The organism is Acinetobacter sp. GW821-FHT01C12, from assembly GCF_059422625.1.
In genome coordinates, this window is the sequence record NZ_JBWKXD010000011.1 from 1 (window position 1) to 16,066 (window position 16,066).

General features: G+C 38.3%; 18 protein-coding genes. 7 read left to right on the forward strand and 11 right to left on the reverse strand.

The genetic code is table 11. From position 1 onward, the window contains the following. Window positions 1-169 precede the first annotated feature (169 nt). Window positions 170-955, forward strand: a complete 786-nt coding sequence (locus AC07WY_RS18185; RefSeq protein ID WP_494736878.1) for a YidX family protein — start codon at window positions 170-172, stop codon at window positions 953-955. A 25-nt stretch (window positions 956-980) separates the two neighbouring features. Here the strand turns inward: AC07WY_RS18185 and AC07WY_RS18190 are convergent, their stop codons facing one another. Further along, window positions 981-2,270: an SRPBCC family protein gene (locus tag AC07WY_RS18190; RefSeq protein WP_494736879.1), complete on the reverse strand. Its 1,290-nt coding sequence runs from the start codon at window positions 2,268-2,270 to the stop codon at window positions 981-983. 189 nt (window positions 2,271-2,459) lie between these two features. Between AC07WY_RS18190 and AC07WY_RS18195 the strand changes: the two genes are divergently transcribed. Further along, window positions 2,460-2,960 carry a YcxB family protein gene (locus AC07WY_RS18195; protein WP_004816919.1) on the forward strand — a complete coding sequence of 167 codons (501 nt, stop codon included), beginning with the start codon at window positions 2,460-2,462 and terminating at the stop codon, window positions 2,958-2,960. Between the two features lie 47 nt (window positions 2,961-3,007). Continuing rightward, complete coding sequence (locus AC07WY_RS18200; protein WP_239044827.1) at window positions 3,008-3,646, forward strand: fumarylacetoacetate hydrolase family protein; 639 nt, start codon at window positions 3,008-3,010, stop codon at window positions 3,644-3,646. Between the two features lie 375 nt (window positions 3,647-4,021). Here AC07WY_RS18200 and AC07WY_RS18205 read toward each other — a convergent pair whose 3' ends face one another. After that, window positions 4,022-4,822, reverse strand: coding sequence for an AraC family transcriptional regulator (locus tag AC07WY_RS18205; protein ID WP_239044828.1), 801 nt, complete (start codon window positions 4,820-4,822; stop codon window positions 4,022-4,024). A 211-nt stretch (window positions 4,823-5,033) separates the two neighbouring features. Further along, on the reverse strand, window positions 5,034-6,278 hold the full coding sequence (locus tag AC07WY_RS18210; RefSeq protein WP_004816923.1) for a YihY family inner membrane protein: 1,245 nt from the start codon (window positions 6,276-6,278) through the stop codon (window positions 5,034-5,036). 120 nt (window positions 6,279-6,398) lie between these two features. On the opposite strand from AC07WY_RS18210, the gene wrbA reads away from it, so the two are divergent. Next, on the forward strand, window positions 6,399-6,992 hold the full coding sequence (gene wrbA / locus AC07WY_RS18215) for an NAD(P)H:quinone oxidoreductase (protein WP_096735197.1): 594 nt from the start codon (window positions 6,399-6,401) through the stop codon (window positions 6,990-6,992). Window positions 6,993-7,100: 108 nt separating this feature from the next. On the opposite strand, the gene AC07WY_RS18220 is transcribed toward wrbA, so the two are convergent. The 5 genes from AC07WY_RS18220 to AC07WY_RS18240 form a co-directional block, all read right to left on the reverse strand. Beyond that, window positions 7,101-7,463 (reverse strand): FmdB family zinc ribbon protein, encoded by a 363-nt coding sequence (locus tag AC07WY_RS18220; RefSeq protein ID WP_209827964.1) that lies wholly within the window; start codon window positions 7,461-7,463, stop codon window positions 7,101-7,103. 223 nt (window positions 7,464-7,686) lie between these two features. Further along, a complete protein-coding gene (locus tag AC07WY_RS18225) occupies window positions 7,687-8,547 on the reverse strand; it encodes an acyl-CoA thioesterase (protein WP_494736880.1) in 861 nt (286 codons plus the stop codon). A 153-nt stretch (window positions 8,548-8,700) separates the two neighbouring features. After that, the gene (locus AC07WY_RS18230; RefSeq protein ID WP_004725796.1) at window positions 8,701-9,276 is read right to left on the reverse strand and encodes a xanthine phosphoribosyltransferase; all 576 of its coding nucleotides are present in this window, start codon (window positions 9,274-9,276) and stop codon (window positions 8,701-8,703) included. Window positions 9,277-9,379: 103 nt separating this feature from the next. Next, on the reverse strand, window positions 9,380-10,087 hold the full coding sequence (locus AC07WY_RS18235; protein ID WP_004725798.1) for a DUF3108 domain-containing protein: 708 nt from the start codon (window positions 10,085-10,087) through the stop codon (window positions 9,380-9,382). A gap of 150 nt (window positions 10,088-10,237) precedes the next feature. Beyond that, the gene (locus AC07WY_RS18240) at window positions 10,238-10,918 is read right to left on the reverse strand and encodes a hypothetical protein (RefSeq protein WP_494736881.1); all 681 of its coding nucleotides are present in this window, start codon (window positions 10,916-10,918) and stop codon (window positions 10,238-10,240) included. A 232-nt stretch (window positions 10,919-11,150) separates the two neighbouring features. Between AC07WY_RS18240 and AC07WY_RS18245 the strand changes: the two genes are divergently transcribed. Continuing rightward, window positions 11,151-12,032, forward strand: a complete 882-nt coding sequence (locus tag AC07WY_RS18245) for an energy transducer TonB (protein WP_004725801.1) — start codon at window positions 11,151-11,153, stop codon at window positions 12,030-12,032. Window positions 12,033-12,119: 87 nt separating this feature from the next. On the opposite strand, the gene AC07WY_RS18250 is transcribed toward AC07WY_RS18245, so the two are convergent. From AC07WY_RS18250 to radC, 3 genes are all read right to left on the reverse strand, one after another. Then, on the reverse strand, window positions 12,120-12,404 hold the full coding sequence (locus tag AC07WY_RS18250; protein WP_056512243.1) for an antibiotic biosynthesis monooxygenase family protein: 285 nt from the start codon (window positions 12,402-12,404) through the stop codon (window positions 12,120-12,122). A gap of 65 nt (window positions 12,405-12,469) precedes the next feature. Next, window positions 12,470-13,381, reverse strand: a complete 912-nt coding sequence (locus AC07WY_RS18255; RefSeq protein WP_004725806.1) for a bestrophin family protein — start codon at window positions 13,379-13,381, stop codon at window positions 12,470-12,472. 37 nt (window positions 13,382-13,418) lie between these two features. Then, window positions 13,419-14,141 carry a RadC family protein gene (gene radC, locus AC07WY_RS18260; RefSeq protein ID WP_004725808.1) on the reverse strand — a complete coding sequence of 241 codons (723 nt, stop codon included), beginning with the start codon at window positions 14,139-14,141 and terminating at the stop codon, window positions 13,419-13,421. Between the two features lie 114 nt (window positions 14,142-14,255). Here radC and coaBC point away from each other — a divergent pair, with 114 nt between their 5' ends. Together coaBC and AC07WY_RS18270 are read left to right on the forward strand one after the other, a co-directional pair. After that, complete coding sequence (gene coaBC / locus AC07WY_RS18265) at window positions 14,256-15,521, forward strand: bifunctional phosphopantothenoylcysteine decarboxylase/phosphopantothenate--cysteine ligase CoaBC (RefSeq protein ID WP_494736882.1); 1,266 nt, start codon at window positions 14,256-14,258, stop codon at window positions 15,519-15,521. Window positions 15,522-15,683: 162 nt separating this feature from the next. Next, window positions 15,684-16,058 (forward strand): cytochrome b562, encoded by a 375-nt coding sequence (locus AC07WY_RS18270; protein ID WP_154129661.1) that lies wholly within the window; start codon window positions 15,684-15,686, stop codon window positions 16,056-16,058. Window positions 16,059-16,066: the final 8 nt, after the last annotated feature.

A 16,066-nucleotide genomic window follows, 5' to 3' on the forward strand; every position in this document is an offset into this window, starting at 1 on the left:
ATAGCTCAGCTGGATAGAGCACTTGGCTACGAACTAAGGGGTCGGGAGTTCGAATCTCTCTGAGCGCACCAACTTGATAAAATATTTAAAAAAAACCGCTTTATTGCGGTTTTTTTGTGCCTAAAAAATGGCACAATGAGCGAGATAATAAAAATAAGGCCAATCATTCATGCATAAATATTTCTCATTGTTTATCGTGCTGGTCATCAGTCAAATGATCGGATGTACCGCCATTCTGTGGAATAACAGTGACTCTGGCAGGTTGGCGACGGGTAAAGTGGTTTCAACCCATGCAGATCGTGTGATTGTAGATCAGGATCAAATTGTCGGTTTTGCCTATTTAACAGAAAATGCCTCCTCAAAAAATAGCCATGATAGAAACAATGTAGATCGCTCCTTAATCGTGGTTGGGCAAAAATATGCGTATATGATTGATATTGGAAATAAGGAAATTTTAGAGACCATTCAATCTGATTTAGACCCCAAGTATTGGCGGATCAAACCAGTCCATCCGAGTGACAAGCATTTTAGCTTATCTTTAATGCCTGAAAGCGATGATCAAAAAAATCCACAAGCAGCTCAATTTAGCGGTGATATTGAACTGTATTATGCAAAAAACAATTTAACTCGACTGGAAGAAAATAAGTTATCTCGACTTGGACTGAGTCAGTACGAGTATGGTCAGGAAAACTCTGAATTTTATCAAAGAAAAATTGGATTGGTTGGGCGTGTTGTGGGCTTAAACGCTGAAATTAAAAATATGAAATTTCAAAACTTTAGTCAAAATTATACGATTGCGATGTATACACAAGGAAAAACCAAATACTCACTACATTCTAAAACATTGTTGCAGAAAATCGCCTTAACCCCAGTCACTTTAGTCGGTGATCTGGTCGCAATCCCGTTATATTTCCTATTTAATATTGGTACAACAATTAAACATCTGGCTGATTAATTGAGTTTTAAAAGTTCAATCAGCACTACTTTACTTTTTGAGCAAAAATTGCATTTGCACCCAGTGCAGGTAACATTTCATGGTAGGGTAAACTGCGTGCTGCTTTGAGTAGGAATGGTGCTTTTTCATCAATTTTGATGGTGGTGGTCATTTTGAGTAAGGTGTTATTGCCTTGGGGTAAAAATTGAATTTGACCTTTGAGATAACGTAAATCACCGCCATTGGCATAGAAGTTATTTTCAGTGGCTTTGGGATAGCTAAAACGCATTTTAAAATCAAAAGGGATACTAATAACCCCCAATCCGACACTGACTTTAAAGTCTGCATCTTGTCCTTGTGTGTTGATCACTGTGGTTTTAATGCTTTTGATTTGTTTTGGAAAAATTTCTTTATAGGATAAGGGTTGTGTCCAACGTTGTAATTGTTGCGGGGTGGCATTTAAATATTGATAGCTTGTGGTAAAACGTAAAACTTCCCGCCCATGGGTATAAGGTACAGTGACAGGATTAAGTACAATACTGACGGGCTGTTGTGCGTTGGCACTGACCTGAACAATTTTATTGATTTGAGCTGTATTTAATTGTGGGCTAGGTAGTTGCCCTGCATTTAATGGCGTCACTTTTTTAGCCGTATATTTATTTTTGAGTGCTTCTAAAACAAAGGCGCTCGAACCATTTGGAATCGCCAGTTTTACTTCAGGGAAAGCATTTAAAATTTTCTTAAATAGGAAACCTTGCGGTTGGTTTAAATCGCCCCATTGTGTCAGGGTCACTAAGGTTTTGTTGTCAGCTAAATTGAACCATTCAAATTTCCCTAATGCATAAGGAATTGGGCCATCAATCACCATGGTTGAAATGCTATTTTGTCCAATTTGATGTTGCATCACCACATCTTCATTAAAATTCAATACAGGTATCGGTGTCGGGATGGAAATACGATATTTTAATTGACTGACAGGTCCTGCTGTTTCGATGACTTTTGCTGATTTTAAAGTCGGGAATAACCCAACATATTGGGTGTAATGGCTTAAAGTTTTAGCCACTTCTTGGCTACTTACAGGCACAACAATGGCTGCTGTTGAAAATTTAGCTATAGGTTGGGGCTGTTTGTTGAGTGTCGGTAAGGAGGTCTTGGTCGCTGGATGGGCATAAATTAAAATATTGTCTTGTGCAATTGCCGCGATTTGCTGGGCATTATTGTCAAATGGTTTTAACGCACTGGGAATATTATCGGTCCAAGTGACCAATTTCGCGAAACTGATTTGACTGATACCGATTAAGAGCACGAGACTGATATTTAAATAAAAAACTTTCATCACAATTCCTTTTGCGCCTTGATAAGCGGCGATCTTTTGTTCTTATAAAAACCATTTGTATGAAAGACCCTAAAAGGATTCACTTTTAAAAAATAGAGGTGTTCTGTAAAACAAGATGAAAATCCGCATCTCGCTGGAAAAATCTAGTGTAATATCTTGGCATCGTAAAATATTTGTATTGAAGCAACTATGTCAGACACCCAGCCTGCATTATCTGCACGTTATTATCTTAATTTAGAAGAATCTCAAGACGGTTTTAAACTTGCAACTTTTGGTAAAAAGCAAATTAGCCAATTTCTCACGCCTTTGGTCAGCATCGGAATCATGGTTTGGGGGATTTACCTCGGTTTAGAGGGTGTGGGTAAATATTATGTTTGCTTAGGTGCTTTTTTCTTAATTCTGCAAATGCTGATGCGGTATTGGTTTTTACCGATGATGTTTAAACGCCAATTCGTTAAATATCAATTTGGTAAAAGCGAACAAGGTATTGAATTATTTCAAGACTATATGGAATTATTCAGTAGTGGTCGTCCAAAGCAAGTTCATCATTATTCAGATGTAGATAAATTTGCAGAAGGCAAGCTTACCTATATGATTGAATTAAAAAATCGTACTGTGGTGATTGTGCCTAAACGAGCATTTGCGACACCCGCAGATCAAACGATTTTTATCAATACTTTTAAAAAGTAATTTGGAATTATAAAGTTTTTAACGCTGATCAATAAGAAGGGAACAATATGAGTACACGTCCATCTAAAATTGTATGTGTCGGTCGTAGTTATGCAGCGCATGCAGCAGAATTAGGTAACGCAATTCCAGATCGTCCAGTCTTATTTATCAAGCCGCCCAGTAGTTTGATTTCATTGCAAGACGGTATTTCTTGGAATGAGGCGTGGGGAAATTGCCACCATGAGTGTGAACTGACGTTACGTATCGACAAGTCACTTAAGGGCGAAACCAATTTAGATAAAGTATTGGATGCGATTGGTGCGGTGACTTTAGGCTTAGATTTAACTTTACGTGATCTCCAAGATGACTTAAAGGGCAAAGGCCAGCCTTGGGAGCGTTCAAAAGCTTTTGATGGCTCATGTGTACTGGCAGATTGGGTCAGTGTGGATGAGATTAAAGATTGGTCGGCTGTTACTTTTGAATTTGCGGTAAATGATGAAGTTCGACAAAAAGGCGATACTGCTTTATTGATTTTTGATATTGCTTACTTACTTGCAGACATCTGCCAAGTATTCTCTTTAGAACCAGGGGATGTGGTGATGACAGGGACACCAGCAGGTGTTGCAGCATTGGCTTCTGGTGATCAATTGACTATGACTCTACATGGTCAAAGCCAAGATTTTGTTTGGAAAACTTTTGTAAAATAAGCACTTAAAATGCAAGCAACCCAGTGTTTATTTATAATCAATACGCATTGGGTTTTTTATTATCTACAGTTTTATACAACAACAATTATCGCTAACTTTTGCGATATATCCTGCTTGATTTATCCGTTGAAATTTACAGCCAGTTAAAATTTACAGTATTGCTATTTTTTTAGCTGTTGTTTGAATCGTATTAAAATCGCCAATTGGTTCGTCTTAATAAAATTACCAATGGATGACTTTGGTGAATTCCCACATAAACTAAAATTAAATTCAGCCCATGCATTTTTAGATCGACATATAGATTGGTCGGGAAGATTATTGATTATCAATATTTAGATCATTCCACTTCATCTACTCAAAATTTAAAAAGGAGGTTTAGTGATGCAACAATTTTCTAAACTGATCTGGGGTCCGCATCATCCAACGTTTAAACATATTGATAAAAGCAGAAGCATTGGCATAACCTAAATCCAGTGCAATGCTTTCAACCGTTTTTCCCTCATTGAGCATAGACATCGCTTTCATGACTTTAAGCCGTTGTCGCCATTCATTGAGTGACATAGCCAGCTCTTTTTGACTCAGTCTTGCCAAGGTACGTTCAGTCATATTAATCCGTTGGGCTAAAGCTTCTAGGGTGCTGTGATCAGCAGGGTGGGCATGTAAAAAATCCAAAACTTGTTTTAAGGCAGCATGATTGGTATGGGGTAAATAACTACCGATTAACTCAGCATGTTGTAACTGATCAAGTAACACCTGTAATAGTCGCAAATATTCAGGCTCAGATGCTTGCATTGGGTGTTGTTTGATGTGCTGTAAAATCGCTGAAACCAAGGGTGAGGTTAAAAGAATCCCTGCTTGTTGAGGTAAGGCACTACATAACGATTGGTGGATATACAAAGTTGCATGGGAAACAGGAGTCCGATTCAAACCACTATGTTGCGTATTTGGCGGTAACCAAACTCCATATGGAGGTGGCGTAATATAATTAATTTGATCAATATTGACTTCCATCACCCCATTAAAGGCATAAATAAATTCGCCCCAAGCATGTCCATGTTCAGGATAAACCGACAGCGCAGGATCATGTCGAAAAATAAGCCACAGCGGTGCAACAATTTCATCATTGCTACTGAGTTGAGTCAGTATATTTTTATCGCTGGTTTTTGTTATCGTCATGCAAAGATTGCCTGAATAAAAGATCTTTTGTCTACTTTGAATTATATCCTATAAAAAAGACAGGTTCATACCATTGAGGTGTCTTTTATCCGCTTTATGCAGTGGTTTTGGCTATTGCGAAATTATAACGATTCATCAAAAAAGCAATATCACCTCCTTTTCCAATGGGCACTGCTTGGAAAGGGAGGTTGTTTATCTAGCTGGGTTAAAATTACTTATCATCCAAAATGGTTGAAAGCGGAATCGATAATTTAGCTGCCAAATATTCATCGGATTCAATTAAAGTTGGACCAATATGCTTCATCCAAACATCATCATCATGTACATGTTCAACATCATGACGACGAGGCAGGGTATAAGGTAATGATGTATAGAATGACCAGAAATCAATTTCATCTAAATTTCTGACCAGCACATATTCATTATTGTCAGTGCATTTAACCAAATTCTGTTTTTCTAGAAGTTGGATATAAACTGGCCAACGTCCAATTTCACCACGACCTAAAATATTTAATGCTTCTGCATCAGTTACCACTTCACCCGTTTTTTGTTTTTTATAAAATAATTCCAGAATATCGAGCATCATCAACACAGGATGGCGGGTCTGGATTTTACCTGTATGAAATGCGGTAAGGGCATAACTGATTTCCACACCCAATAAGACGATATTCCACGATAAAAAGATCCACAATAGGAAAATAGGTACAGCAGCAAAAGCACCATAAACAAGGGTATAGCTGGTGAAATTCGCCATAACAAAACCAAATAGGTTTTTAAGTAGCTCAAATGCAATCGCACCAAAAAGACCTGCAATCGCCGCCGCTCTAACAGGAATACTACGATTTGGAATCGTCCAATATAGAATGAAAAAGCCTAAAGTGGTCAGTGCAAACGAAATGACCCCAAATAACGCTGTACCATCAACTTCATAACCAGCAAAGTTATTACTTAAAACATTCATAGAGGCCAATGTTGATGAAATGACAAAGGCACTCCCCAATAAAATCGGGCCTAAAGAAATAATGGTCCAATAACGCATAAAGCCAATGATGCCATTACGCGTTTCTTGAACACGCCAAATCCGATTAAAAACCGTTTCAATACTGGTAAGCATCAGTACTGTGGTAATAAATAAAAACAGCACACCAATAACAGTTAAATTACTTGAATTCTCTGTAAAGACATTAAAAGCCTTATCAAAAGCAATGCTGGTTTTTGGCAAGAAATTACTATAAATCATTTGCTGGAGTTGCTGTCTAGCAGGCTCTAAGGCTTTGATTGATGAGATAATAACCAAGAAAACAGTCAACATTGGAACAACAGCAAATAATGTCGTATAGGTCAGCGATCCCGCTTGTTCACGACAACGATCTGCTTCAAAACGACCAAGTACAAAAAGAATGAATTGAAACCAAGTTTTTTCATAGAAGGGGAGTTTTTTAAGTAATTCAAGCATATATATCTTTGATCTCAATTATTTTTCGGCATATCTTGCATTTTCATTGCCTAGCTTACCCAAAAAAGCAGAAAAATACCGTATAGTTTTATTTTCTTATGTTGAAATCAAGAAATCTCTATGCAAGCTTATGTTCTCGTACTCTATTACAGTAAATATGGATCTACCAAAGAGATGGCACACTTGATTGCCAACGGGGTAGAAGCAGCAGGTGTCGCAGTAAAAATTCGCACTGTGCCTAATCTTTCAACTGTTGTGAAAGAAGCGGAAGCCAGTATTCCAGAACATGGCGATATTTATTGTACATTGGATGATTTACAAAATTGTGCAGGATTGGCTTTAGGTTCACCAACACGTTTTGGCAATATGGCATCTGAAATGAAATACTTTTGGGATCAAACCACTAGCCTTTGGTTAAATGGTGCATTACACGATAAACCTGCTTGTGTATTTACCGCGTCAGGGTCAATGCATGGAGGGCAGGAAAGTACATTATTAACGATGTTACCGCCATTGTTTCATCATGGCATGATGATCATGGGGTTGACCAATGCCAATCCAGCCTTATCCAATACCAAATCAGGCGGTACGCCGTATGGAGTCAGTCATGTCAGTGGACCACGTCATGACCAAAACTTAAGTTCCGATGAAAAAGCTTTATGTGCTGAACAGGGCAAACGTCTAGGTGAAATGGTTAAAAAGTTAAACCCATAATTTTTGATGCTCTTGTGAGATCTAGATAATAATTCAAAGACTTCTCTTTTATCTGGCGTCTAATGGATAAAAGAGAAGTTCTTTATCATATTGATATTTTATATTTTGTTATTTTAGATTAAAGCGATGATTACATTTTTTACATTGGTAATCAAAAAAGATATTTTGGTCAACAATCACGCCAGCTCGTTTACCAAAGCGATTTCCTAGAAATCCACCTGTAATTCCAACACTGATTGCGCCTACGAAGGTTCCTACAGTTCCACCGACAATAACGCCTAAAGGACCTGCAACCGTTCCGATAGCCGCACCAATAGAAGCACCAGAGGCAGCGCCACCTACAGTTCCTGCTGCTGCACCCGCAGAAGTCAATAATACACTGCCTGCTTTGCCTAAAAGTTGTTCATGGTCACGGCGTTCTAAGTCTGTAGAGCCACACTTTGGGCACTTTACTGTTTGTTCATCAGTCATTGATTTTTACTCACTCAACAAAGTCCATTTGTCTTCGTTAAGTTATGGTTAAGCGTTATATTCACGTTCACTACTGGCATTTTTGTCATGCTTATCGCTATCGTTACAATCATGTCAGGGATATGACATGATTTTGATTGTAACTGAATACCGTGATCAGTCTTTATATTTTGTGTGAATGTAATAGATAGAATGATTGACACAAGCTTATAGAAACATCTTGTTATTGCTTCAGCCGCATTAAACTTTCCTGATTAACGCTACACACCAATCGACCATCTTGCCACATCCGGCCGAAATTAAGCCCTCTGGATTGGCTAGATACTGTGGCATTCATATCATAAAGTAGCCATTCATCTACTCTAAAATCTGTATGAAAATAAATGCTATGGTCTAAACTTGCACTACGCACACCGCCGTTCGCATAACTAACACCATGTGGTCTAAGCGAAACCGTCAGCAGGTTATAGTCAGAATAATATGCAGCAATGGCTTGGTGCATCATCGGTGTATCTTGTTGAGTGGGAATGCTTTCAAAGGTTTGAAAATATTCAGCATAATTTGTGTCTAATTTTATCGGTTTAAATGGATTGAATGGCTGTACAGGATGGATGTTGATCAAAAATTGACGCATAAATATTGCGCGTGCAGGTTCAGGAACATCCTCATAAATCATTTGTTTAAGTTGTTGTTCTGGGATCAGTTCATCTGGCGAAGGGTAGAGAGGCGGTTCAATCTGATTTTCTAAACCCTCTTCAATATAGGCAAATGAAACCATGGCCGAAAATATAATATGGCCGTTTTGCCAAGCATGGACTTGGCGAGTCGAAAAACTTTTGCCATCTCTTAAATTTTCAACTTTATATAAAATCGGAATATCTGTGCGACCACTGCGAATAAAATAAGCATGTAATGAATGTGCTGGTCGATTGGTGGTTTTTGATGCGGCAATCAATGCTTGTGCCACCAATTGCCCACCGACAAGGTGTGATCCAAATAAACGTGTGTTTTGCCCTTGAAATAGACCATCATCCAATTGTTGTACGTCGAGTAGATCAACTAATTTTTGAGTGATTGATCTCATTTATTATTTACCTGAGTTATCTCTTTATTTACACAATATAGCTGAGGGCTTGATCAAAATAAAAGGTAAAACAAAGACGCTACTGATCAAAAAGCAAAAAAAAGAGCGCCTAAAGCACTCTTTTTTAATGAAAACTTTTGAAGTAAGACTAGCTTATTCTTCTACAAAGCTTACCGTACCGTTTGCCAAAGATTCAACACGTGCCAATGATTCAACACGGTAGCCTTTATCTAATAACAATTGACGGCCTGGTTGGAAAGATTTTTCAATCACAATCCCAATACCCACAACTTCTGCATCCGCTTGATGAATCAAGTCAGCAAGACCTAAAGCGGCTTGACCATTCGCTAAGAAATCATCAATAACCAAAGCTTTATCGCCTTTGCTAATATGTTTCTTAGAAATCGCAATGGTGCTTTCAATTTGCTTGGTAAAAGAGAATACTTTTGAACGATATAAATCATCTTTAAGGGTTAAAGACTGATATTTACGTGCAAAAATAACGGGTACACCAAGTTCCAAACCAGCCATCACAGCAGGTGCAATACCTGATGCTTCAATTGTGATGATTTTGGTAATGCCGGCATCTTTAAAAAGACGAGCAAACTCTTGACCGATGAGCTGCATCATCACAGGGTCAATTTGGTGATTTAAGAAAGAATCGACTTTCAGAACTTGATCAGATAGAACGATACCTTCAGCTAAGATTTTCTGTTCTAGTGCGTGCACAGGGAGAATCCTCTAGAGGCAAGGTGCTTTTTAAAGCAAAGGCGTATTTTAAAAAGCACTAAAAAAAATGCAAGCTGAAATTGATCAAAAGGTGAAAAATGTCTTACTTTTTGTAACTGGTCAAGGTTAGGTTATAAGATGTTTTACCATCAACATGTGACATTTTCACGGGTAAATAGTCTAATTGAGGCGCTAACCAGAAAATTGAACTCTTTTCACCATTGTCATGGGTGAGTACAACTTTGACCGTGTTATAGGTTCCCGCAGGGGTTTTAATTGACTCTGTGCCTTGTTTAACAAAGCGACGCGCATCTAAACCTTTTGCATCTGCAATCAAATAACTTGATTTTAGACCGGCACCTTTTAAGTCTTCACGTACTTGTAATTCAGCATTTAACTCATCTAAAGCACCTGCTTTCCATGGGAAAGAACGTGCCTGATCTTTTTTCTTGGTGTTAATGGTTTTGCTGTTTGGATTAAAGTTAATGGTCATGGTGTCATTATGTACCAACACTTTACTGGTACGACTAAAACTACTTGAGTTAATTTGACCATTGGTAAAGCTAAAACGGCTTGTTTCACTTGCAGAAGCAATTGCTGCTGCTTTTGCTGCAAATACATAGGTCCAGTTATTGCCACTTTGACTCAATGTACGGGTCGCAGTACCTAAGTTTTTACCATTATAGGCAAACTGGTAGCTTGCTTGGAACGGACTCATGGCAAGAGCATTGCTTGAAAATCCAACCAATAACATTGCAGTTGAAACACCAGTTGCGATACTTAATGTTTTAAATAACGTTTTTGCCATCATTAAATGTCCTATGCATTTAAAAGTATTTTTGGATATGACACCTATTATGCGGTGTAATTAAAGAGAAAATATTCACTTTATTGCTAATCCTGTGAATTTATGTATACATTTTGATTGCGATAACTTGAAATCTAATCTGCAATTTGAGACTTAACTCTTTTGCTCAATCGGTGTAACTTCAGTTTCAAGATAATCATCTTCGTCCCAGTCTGGGTCTTTATCTTCTCTAAATTTACTCAATAAAGCGGTTAGGTTTACATTACCAATTACCACCAACTCAGTTTCACGTAATTCTGCATGGTTCACATGGACTTTGTTTAATGTGTCCATAATAGAACGATTTTTTCCTAACCAACGATTCAGATCTAAGTGAAGTAATTCATCTTTTACGGTAATGACATTAAATTTTTCTAGGATCATTCCTAAAGGATCTTTTTTCAGTACCTTTTGATAGAAGAATAAAGCAGTATTTACGCCCAACTTATACCAAACATTGGGATAGCTAGCTTCGATCACTTGGGTGTTGCTGATTTGTTCAAAAACAATCAACTGCATATCTTTGTTGAGCTCCATTTGAACTAACTTAAGATCTACAGAAAGAACCAAATGCATGCCTTTGACATTGAGTGTGGCATAAAGTTTTAACCAATCATCATGCAGGTCGGCATGTAAATCTTCTAAAATTTTGACGTTGTCGGTGACAAAACGTTTAAAGGTCGCATTTAAAAATACTTGTGATACTGGAAACTCGCGTTCTTCTTCTATAAAACCTTCTGCTTTTTGGTATACTTGTCGAATACGTTTAACAATGTTAGAAAGTAGCGTCGGCATAAGTATTGTCCCAAATCATCATCATTTTTTAAGGCGATAAACTTGTCGATTATTAAAAAAATACAAGTCTAACGATTGCAGTTTAACAAAAAACATTGCACCATTTTGAGTGTTTTAAAATTACGTTTTTACTTTTACTAAATAAGTCACAAAGTTTGTGAATAATGTAAAGTTAAACTTATTTTAATAAATTTTAAATTTGGCGATTGGGGAATTTTGTCGGATTAATGTCATGATAAAAAAATTATTTGCCAATACACAGCATTCTGAGTATTGGTGGCAAGACGCATTATTTGTTGGAGCTGTTTCTGCAGCTGTCATTGCACATGTACTTTTTTTATCTGTTCAATTTGGAATGCCACAAGAAAATAATACCAGCACAAAAGAAATCGCAATCAGTATTCGCCCAAGTGAAGATGAAATTAAAGATGCAGACTTTTTAGCGCAAGCAAATCAGCAAGGTTCTGGAACATTCCGTAAAGAGCATCGTATTTCAAGTGATATGCCAGCGCAAGCAGAAGACAAGAGTGCGGGTGATCAGCAACTCGAAGCTTTAGAGCAAATACAGCAAAAACGAGAATTGAAATTCGAAGAAAAAGTATTAATGACGGTTCTTAGCTGGCAAAAGCAGGCGGAACAAAACGATCGTAAAAAGGCCATGGAAGAGTTGCAGAGCCAGATGCAGGCTAAAACGGCAATGGTGGCGAGTTTAGAAGCTCAATATTTACAGAAACAACAAAATTTTAGTAAACAACAAAAAATTAAAACCTTAGATGGTATTCAAGCCAAACAAGATGCATCTGCTGGATATTTAGATAAATTTCGCGAAAAAGTTGAGATGTATGGAAACCGATATTACCCAGATCTTGCCAAACAGCAGCGTCTTTCGGGTGAGGTCCGTTTAATGGTCATTCTCAATAATGAGGGTGGGATTCGTGCTATACGATTGATTGAAAGCTCAGGTCATTCAATCCTCGATGAAGCTGCCAAAAACTCAGTGCGTAAAGGTGCACCTTTTGGACGTTTTGATTCAAAAATGAAAGATATTTCTGAACTGCGGATCGTGCGTACTTGGCGTTTTGATCCCGCTGAATCTGAATTTGAAGTGCGCTAGAAACTGAACAAGATGTAATGGGATTATCTTGATTCTATTTTTTAGTATCTACATTCCTAAATAGACCGATTTTTAAGTGATCTAGAGTTAATAGCTTTTTTGAATTTGGCAAATCTCAACACTAAATTTTTTATACCACTGTTGTTTACCAATTCGTTGAGCTGCTTGATGTTCTGCATCTTTATGCCAAGCCTGGATATCTTCAAGTGTATTCCAATAAGAAAGCGCAACTTCAAAATCATTTTCACAAAGAGACTCAAATTTTTGGCAGTTAAACTGGCTCAATGCTTTCTCTCGTAAAAGTTGTGCAGTTTGAAAATACTGTTGATCAAGCGTATTGATCTGTGCCTTAAAGATAACCACATATTTCATTTTCAGTGCTCGGCCTTTACTTTAACTTCTCTTTAAAAAGGGCAATAAAATCAGAAACTGATGTATTAAAGTAAATTGTGATCATGGGCTTGAATCGGTGGAGGAGTCGGTTTCCCTAGAGTTCCCAATAATTCAATTTCAATCATTCTTACCATTGAATCTAAAGGTAAATCATTACTTTGCGTACCAAAAGGTTCTTCTATCTCGGTACTTAAAGCATCTAGCCCCAGAAAAGTATAGGCTAAAATACCCACCAGCAAAGGTGTTGCTAAACCCAGTAATGAACCTAAGCTAAAGGGCAGCATAAAGCAGAAAAAATAGACTGTACGATTTAATAAAACTGAATAAGCAAAAGGCAAAGGTGTGGTTGCAATACGGTCACAACCGGTTTGTACCAAACTGAGCTCATTTACATGTTCGTTTAATTGGGTATAGATAATGTCGGAAATTTCGCCTTCTTTGAGCGCTTGCATCAATTCCCATTGGATCAAACTCAGCGTGTATTGCGGCGCATTGGTTTGTTGATACAACTGTGTCAGTGCCTGTTGACTCATACCACTGGTTTCCACCAGCGCATCTGGATTTGCTGTTTGATGCCTCAGACGATCTCTTAATAAGTTTGCAAATACAATCACATGTTGAATGATCCGTTCACGACGCCCTTGAGGGAATATACGACAATCACGGTCAAAGTGACGTGCATTGGCGATCAGCATTCCCCAAAGTTTACGCGCTTCCCACCAACGGTCATAACAGGCGGTATTTTTAAAGCCTAGAAAAATAGAAAGCACCACACCAATCAGGGTAAAGCCAACCAAGGGTAATTCAGGAAAACGATATAAATTGGTATACTCAATGCCACCCACAATTGCAGAAATCAGCATCACAAAACCAAGCGGTGGCAGCACTTTGGGTAAAATCGTACCACGCCAAGAGAGTAATATTTTAAGGGTATCGTTTTGATCGCGGACAATCATACTTTTAAATCTATATTTTTTAGTGATCTTCACCGCTTCAAAGGTGCTTGTCAATCACATTTGTAGGGAAAGTTTTGGGTTTGATGAGTCCGTGTTCAGCAAAGGAGTAGCTTTGCTCAGCAGCAATGATCATATGATCCAATAATTCTATTTCAAGCAGTTGACAGGCTTTTAATATTTCTTGAGTTAAATCGTAATCTTCACGTGAAGGCTTGGCAAAACCTTTAGGGTGATTATGGGCAATAACGATAAAAGTCGCATGTTTTTGTATGACATATCGTAATAATTGATTGATGGAAATATTGCAGTAATTGATTGAACCATAAAATAGTTTTTTAAAACTCAATTTACGTAACTGGCTGTCTAAACACAGTACGGCAAAGACTTCTTGAGATTCTCCGATCAATTCATAACGTAAATAATCTCGGATTAAATCAGAACGACTCAAGTCTAAACCTTGGTTTAGTTGATGTTTCAAGTAACGCCGTCCCAGTTCTTTCACCGCCATCAGTTGTGAATACTTGCTTTCGCCAATGCCATGAAACTGTTTTAAATCATCTAAAGACGAATCAAATACAGCATTTAAATGACCAAAATGTTGAATGAGCAAGCGCGCTAATTCAACAGCGGAGTGTTGTTTTGAGCCTGAGCGTAGAAAAATCGCCAGTAATTCTGCATCAGATAAGCTGTGCGCCCCTTGTAAGAGTAATCTTTCACGTGGACGTTCTTGTTCAGGCCATTGTTTGATTGAATGATTCATTATTTTTCACATTTTAAAATTATTTTACTTCTGATTTTTCTCCCTTGAATGACTTGGGAGATAGACTATTTAATGATATTGTGAGCGCCACTGCAACTGAAAGGTAGCCTGATAGTGAGTTTTGATCTCAGTGTATTTTCTAATAAAAATATTATCCTCGCTGTAACAGGCGGTATTGCCGCCTATAAAAGTGCAATCCTGGTACGCCGTTTAAAGGATTACGGCTTTAATGTACGCGTGGTAATGACCAAAGGTGCACAGGCATTTATTACCCCTTTAACTTTTCAGGCCTTATCAGGCAATCCAGTTCATACTGAATTATTAGACCCTGAAGCAGAAGCAGGAATGGGGCATATTGAATTGGCGCGTTGGGCTGATTTAATTTTAGTTGCACCTGCAAGTTGTGACACCATCGCAAAGTTTGCCGCGGGTTTGGCTGACGACTTGCTCAGTACTTTGTATTTGGCAACCAAAGCACCTGTTTGGGTTGCACCTGCAATGAATCAGCAAATGTGGGCAGCTAAGCCGACACAACGTAATCTGAATACCTTAGTTGAAGATGGCGTACATGTGATTATGCCTGAAGCGGGTTCACAAGCTTGTGGTGATGTCGGTTTAGGGCGTATGCCTGAACCTGAAGATTTAGCTGAACAAGTTAAAAACTACTTCCATCAAGCACAACGTGCGATTGCTGAGAAGTTTGGCTTGCTTGCTGGAAAACGTGTAGTGGTTACTGCGGGACCAACACGTGAAGCGATTGATCCTGTACGTTATATTTCCAATCACAGTACAGGGAAAATGGGCTTTGCCATTGCGGCAGCCTGTTATTCAGCAGGGGCGAAAGTGACGCTATTGGCTGGTCCAGTCAGTTTAGATACCCCGAATGGTGTGCGTCGTATCAATGTTTCTTCTGCGATAAAAATGCTTGATGAAAGCATGCACCAGCTTGAGGAAGGCTGTGACGTGTTTATTGCAACTGCGGCTGTCGCTGACTATCGTGTGGCAGAAGTTGCAGAACATAAGATCAAGAAAGCAGGTGATGAGCTGAATGTTTCGTTGGTAAAAAACCCCGATATTGTGGCGACCATTGCGCAACAGTCAAAGCGCCCATTTATGGTGGGTTTTGCGGCTGAAACTCGTAATGTAGAGGAATATGCAGCAGGAAAACTGGTTGCCAAAAAACTCGATATGATTGCCTGCAATGATGTCTCGCGTGCTGATATTGGTTTTGCTTCTGATCAAAATGCGATGACCGTGTTTTTTGCAGAACAGTACCAGATGGAAAAGCGTGATTTAGAGAAAGCCTCGAAACAAGAGATTGCACAACAGTTAGTTGAAGCGATCCACGATGCCTTACATCATGAGATTGAACCAATTTAAGCCTTTCTCTGATTATTTCTGAATATAAAAATGCAACGAATTCGTTGCATTTTTATTTGCTATTTTTTGTGCTTTTAAACTATGTTTAATCTTGGAAATGGACAATAGCCACAATGGGCTTTTTTACACCCAACAATAGCCACAGTTTTAAGGAAGATCATAATGATCAAAAAAACTTTAGCCACCGTCATGATGATTTCTGCTTTAGGTTTCAGCTCAATGACTTTTGCTGCAACGCTACAACAAAATATGCAGGCATTAGGTAAAAACTATAAAGCATTTAATCAAACCAATAATGCCGCTGAAGCAAATAAAGCTTTAGATAATATGCGTGCTGCTGCAACCGACGCTAAAAAAGTCAAACTTAAAGGTCGTGGTGATGCCAGTGCTCCGACTTCGACTCAGTTATATGATCAATTGATTGCGCAAATTGATAAGACTCAAGTGCTAGTCAAAGGCGGTCATTTAGATCATGCCAAAATGGAAGGCAAGAAAATTGCTGAAATACGTGATCAAGGGCATAAGATCTATCAATAGTCTTATTG

Excerpts from the sequence above, each read along its gene's own strand:
- AC07WY_RS18185 (WP_494736878.1), top strand. The coding sequence starts at position 170 with ATGCATAAATATTTCTCATTGTTTATCGTGCTGGTCATCAGTCAAATG.
- AC07WY_RS18190 (WP_494736879.1), bottom strand. The coding sequence starts at position 2,270 with ATGAAAGTTTTTTATTTAAATATCAGTCTCGTGCTCTTAATCGGTATC.
- AC07WY_RS18195 (WP_004816919.1), top strand. The coding sequence starts at position 2,460 with ATGTCAGACACCCAGCCTGCATTATCTGCACGTTATTATCTTAATTTA.
- AC07WY_RS18200 (WP_239044827.1), top strand. The coding sequence starts at position 3,008 with ATGAGTACACGTCCATCTAAAATTGTATGTGTCGGTCGTAGTTATGCA.
- AC07WY_RS18205 (WP_239044828.1), bottom strand. The coding sequence starts at position 4,822 with ATGACGATAACAAAAACCAGCGATAAAAATATACTGACTCAACTCAGT.
- AC07WY_RS18210 (WP_004816923.1), bottom strand. The coding sequence starts at position 6,278 with ATGCTTGAATTACTTAAAAAACTCCCCTTCTATGAAAAAACTTGGTTT.
- wrbA (WP_096735197.1), top strand. The coding sequence starts at position 6,399 with ATGCAAGCTTATGTTCTCGTACTCTATTACAGTAAATATGGATCTACC.
- AC07WY_RS18220 (WP_209827964.1), bottom strand. The coding sequence starts at position 7,463 with ATGACTGATGAACAAACAGTAAAGTGCCCAAAGTGTGGCTCTACAGAC.
- AC07WY_RS18225 (WP_494736880.1), bottom strand. The coding sequence starts at position 8,547 with ATGAGATCAATCACTCAAAAATTAGTTGATCTACTCGACGTACAACAA.
- AC07WY_RS18235 (WP_004725798.1), bottom strand. The coding sequence starts at position 10,087 with ATGATGGCAAAAACGTTATTTAAAACATTAAGTATCGCAACTGGTGTT.
- AC07WY_RS18240 (WP_494736881.1), bottom strand. The coding sequence starts at position 10,918 with ATGCCGACGCTACTTTCTAACATTGTTAAACGTATTCGACAAGTATAC.
- AC07WY_RS18245 (WP_004725801.1), top strand. The coding sequence starts at position 11,151 with ATGATAAAAAAATTATTTGCCAATACACAGCATTCTGAGTATTGGTGG.
- AC07WY_RS18250 (WP_056512243.1), bottom strand. The coding sequence starts at position 12,404 with ATGAAATATGTGGTTATCTTTAAGGCACAGATCAATACGCTTGATCAA.
- AC07WY_RS18255 (WP_004725806.1), bottom strand. The coding sequence starts at position 13,381 with ATGATTGTCCGCGATCAAAACGATACCCTTAAAATATTACTCTCTTGG.
- radC (WP_004725808.1), bottom strand. The coding sequence starts at position 14,141 with ATGAATCATTCAATCAAACAATGGCCTGAACAAGAACGTCCACGTGAA.
- AC07WY_RS18270 (WP_154129661.1), top strand. The coding sequence starts at position 15,684 with ATGATCAAAAAAACTTTAGCCACCGTCATGATGATTTCTGCTTTAGGT.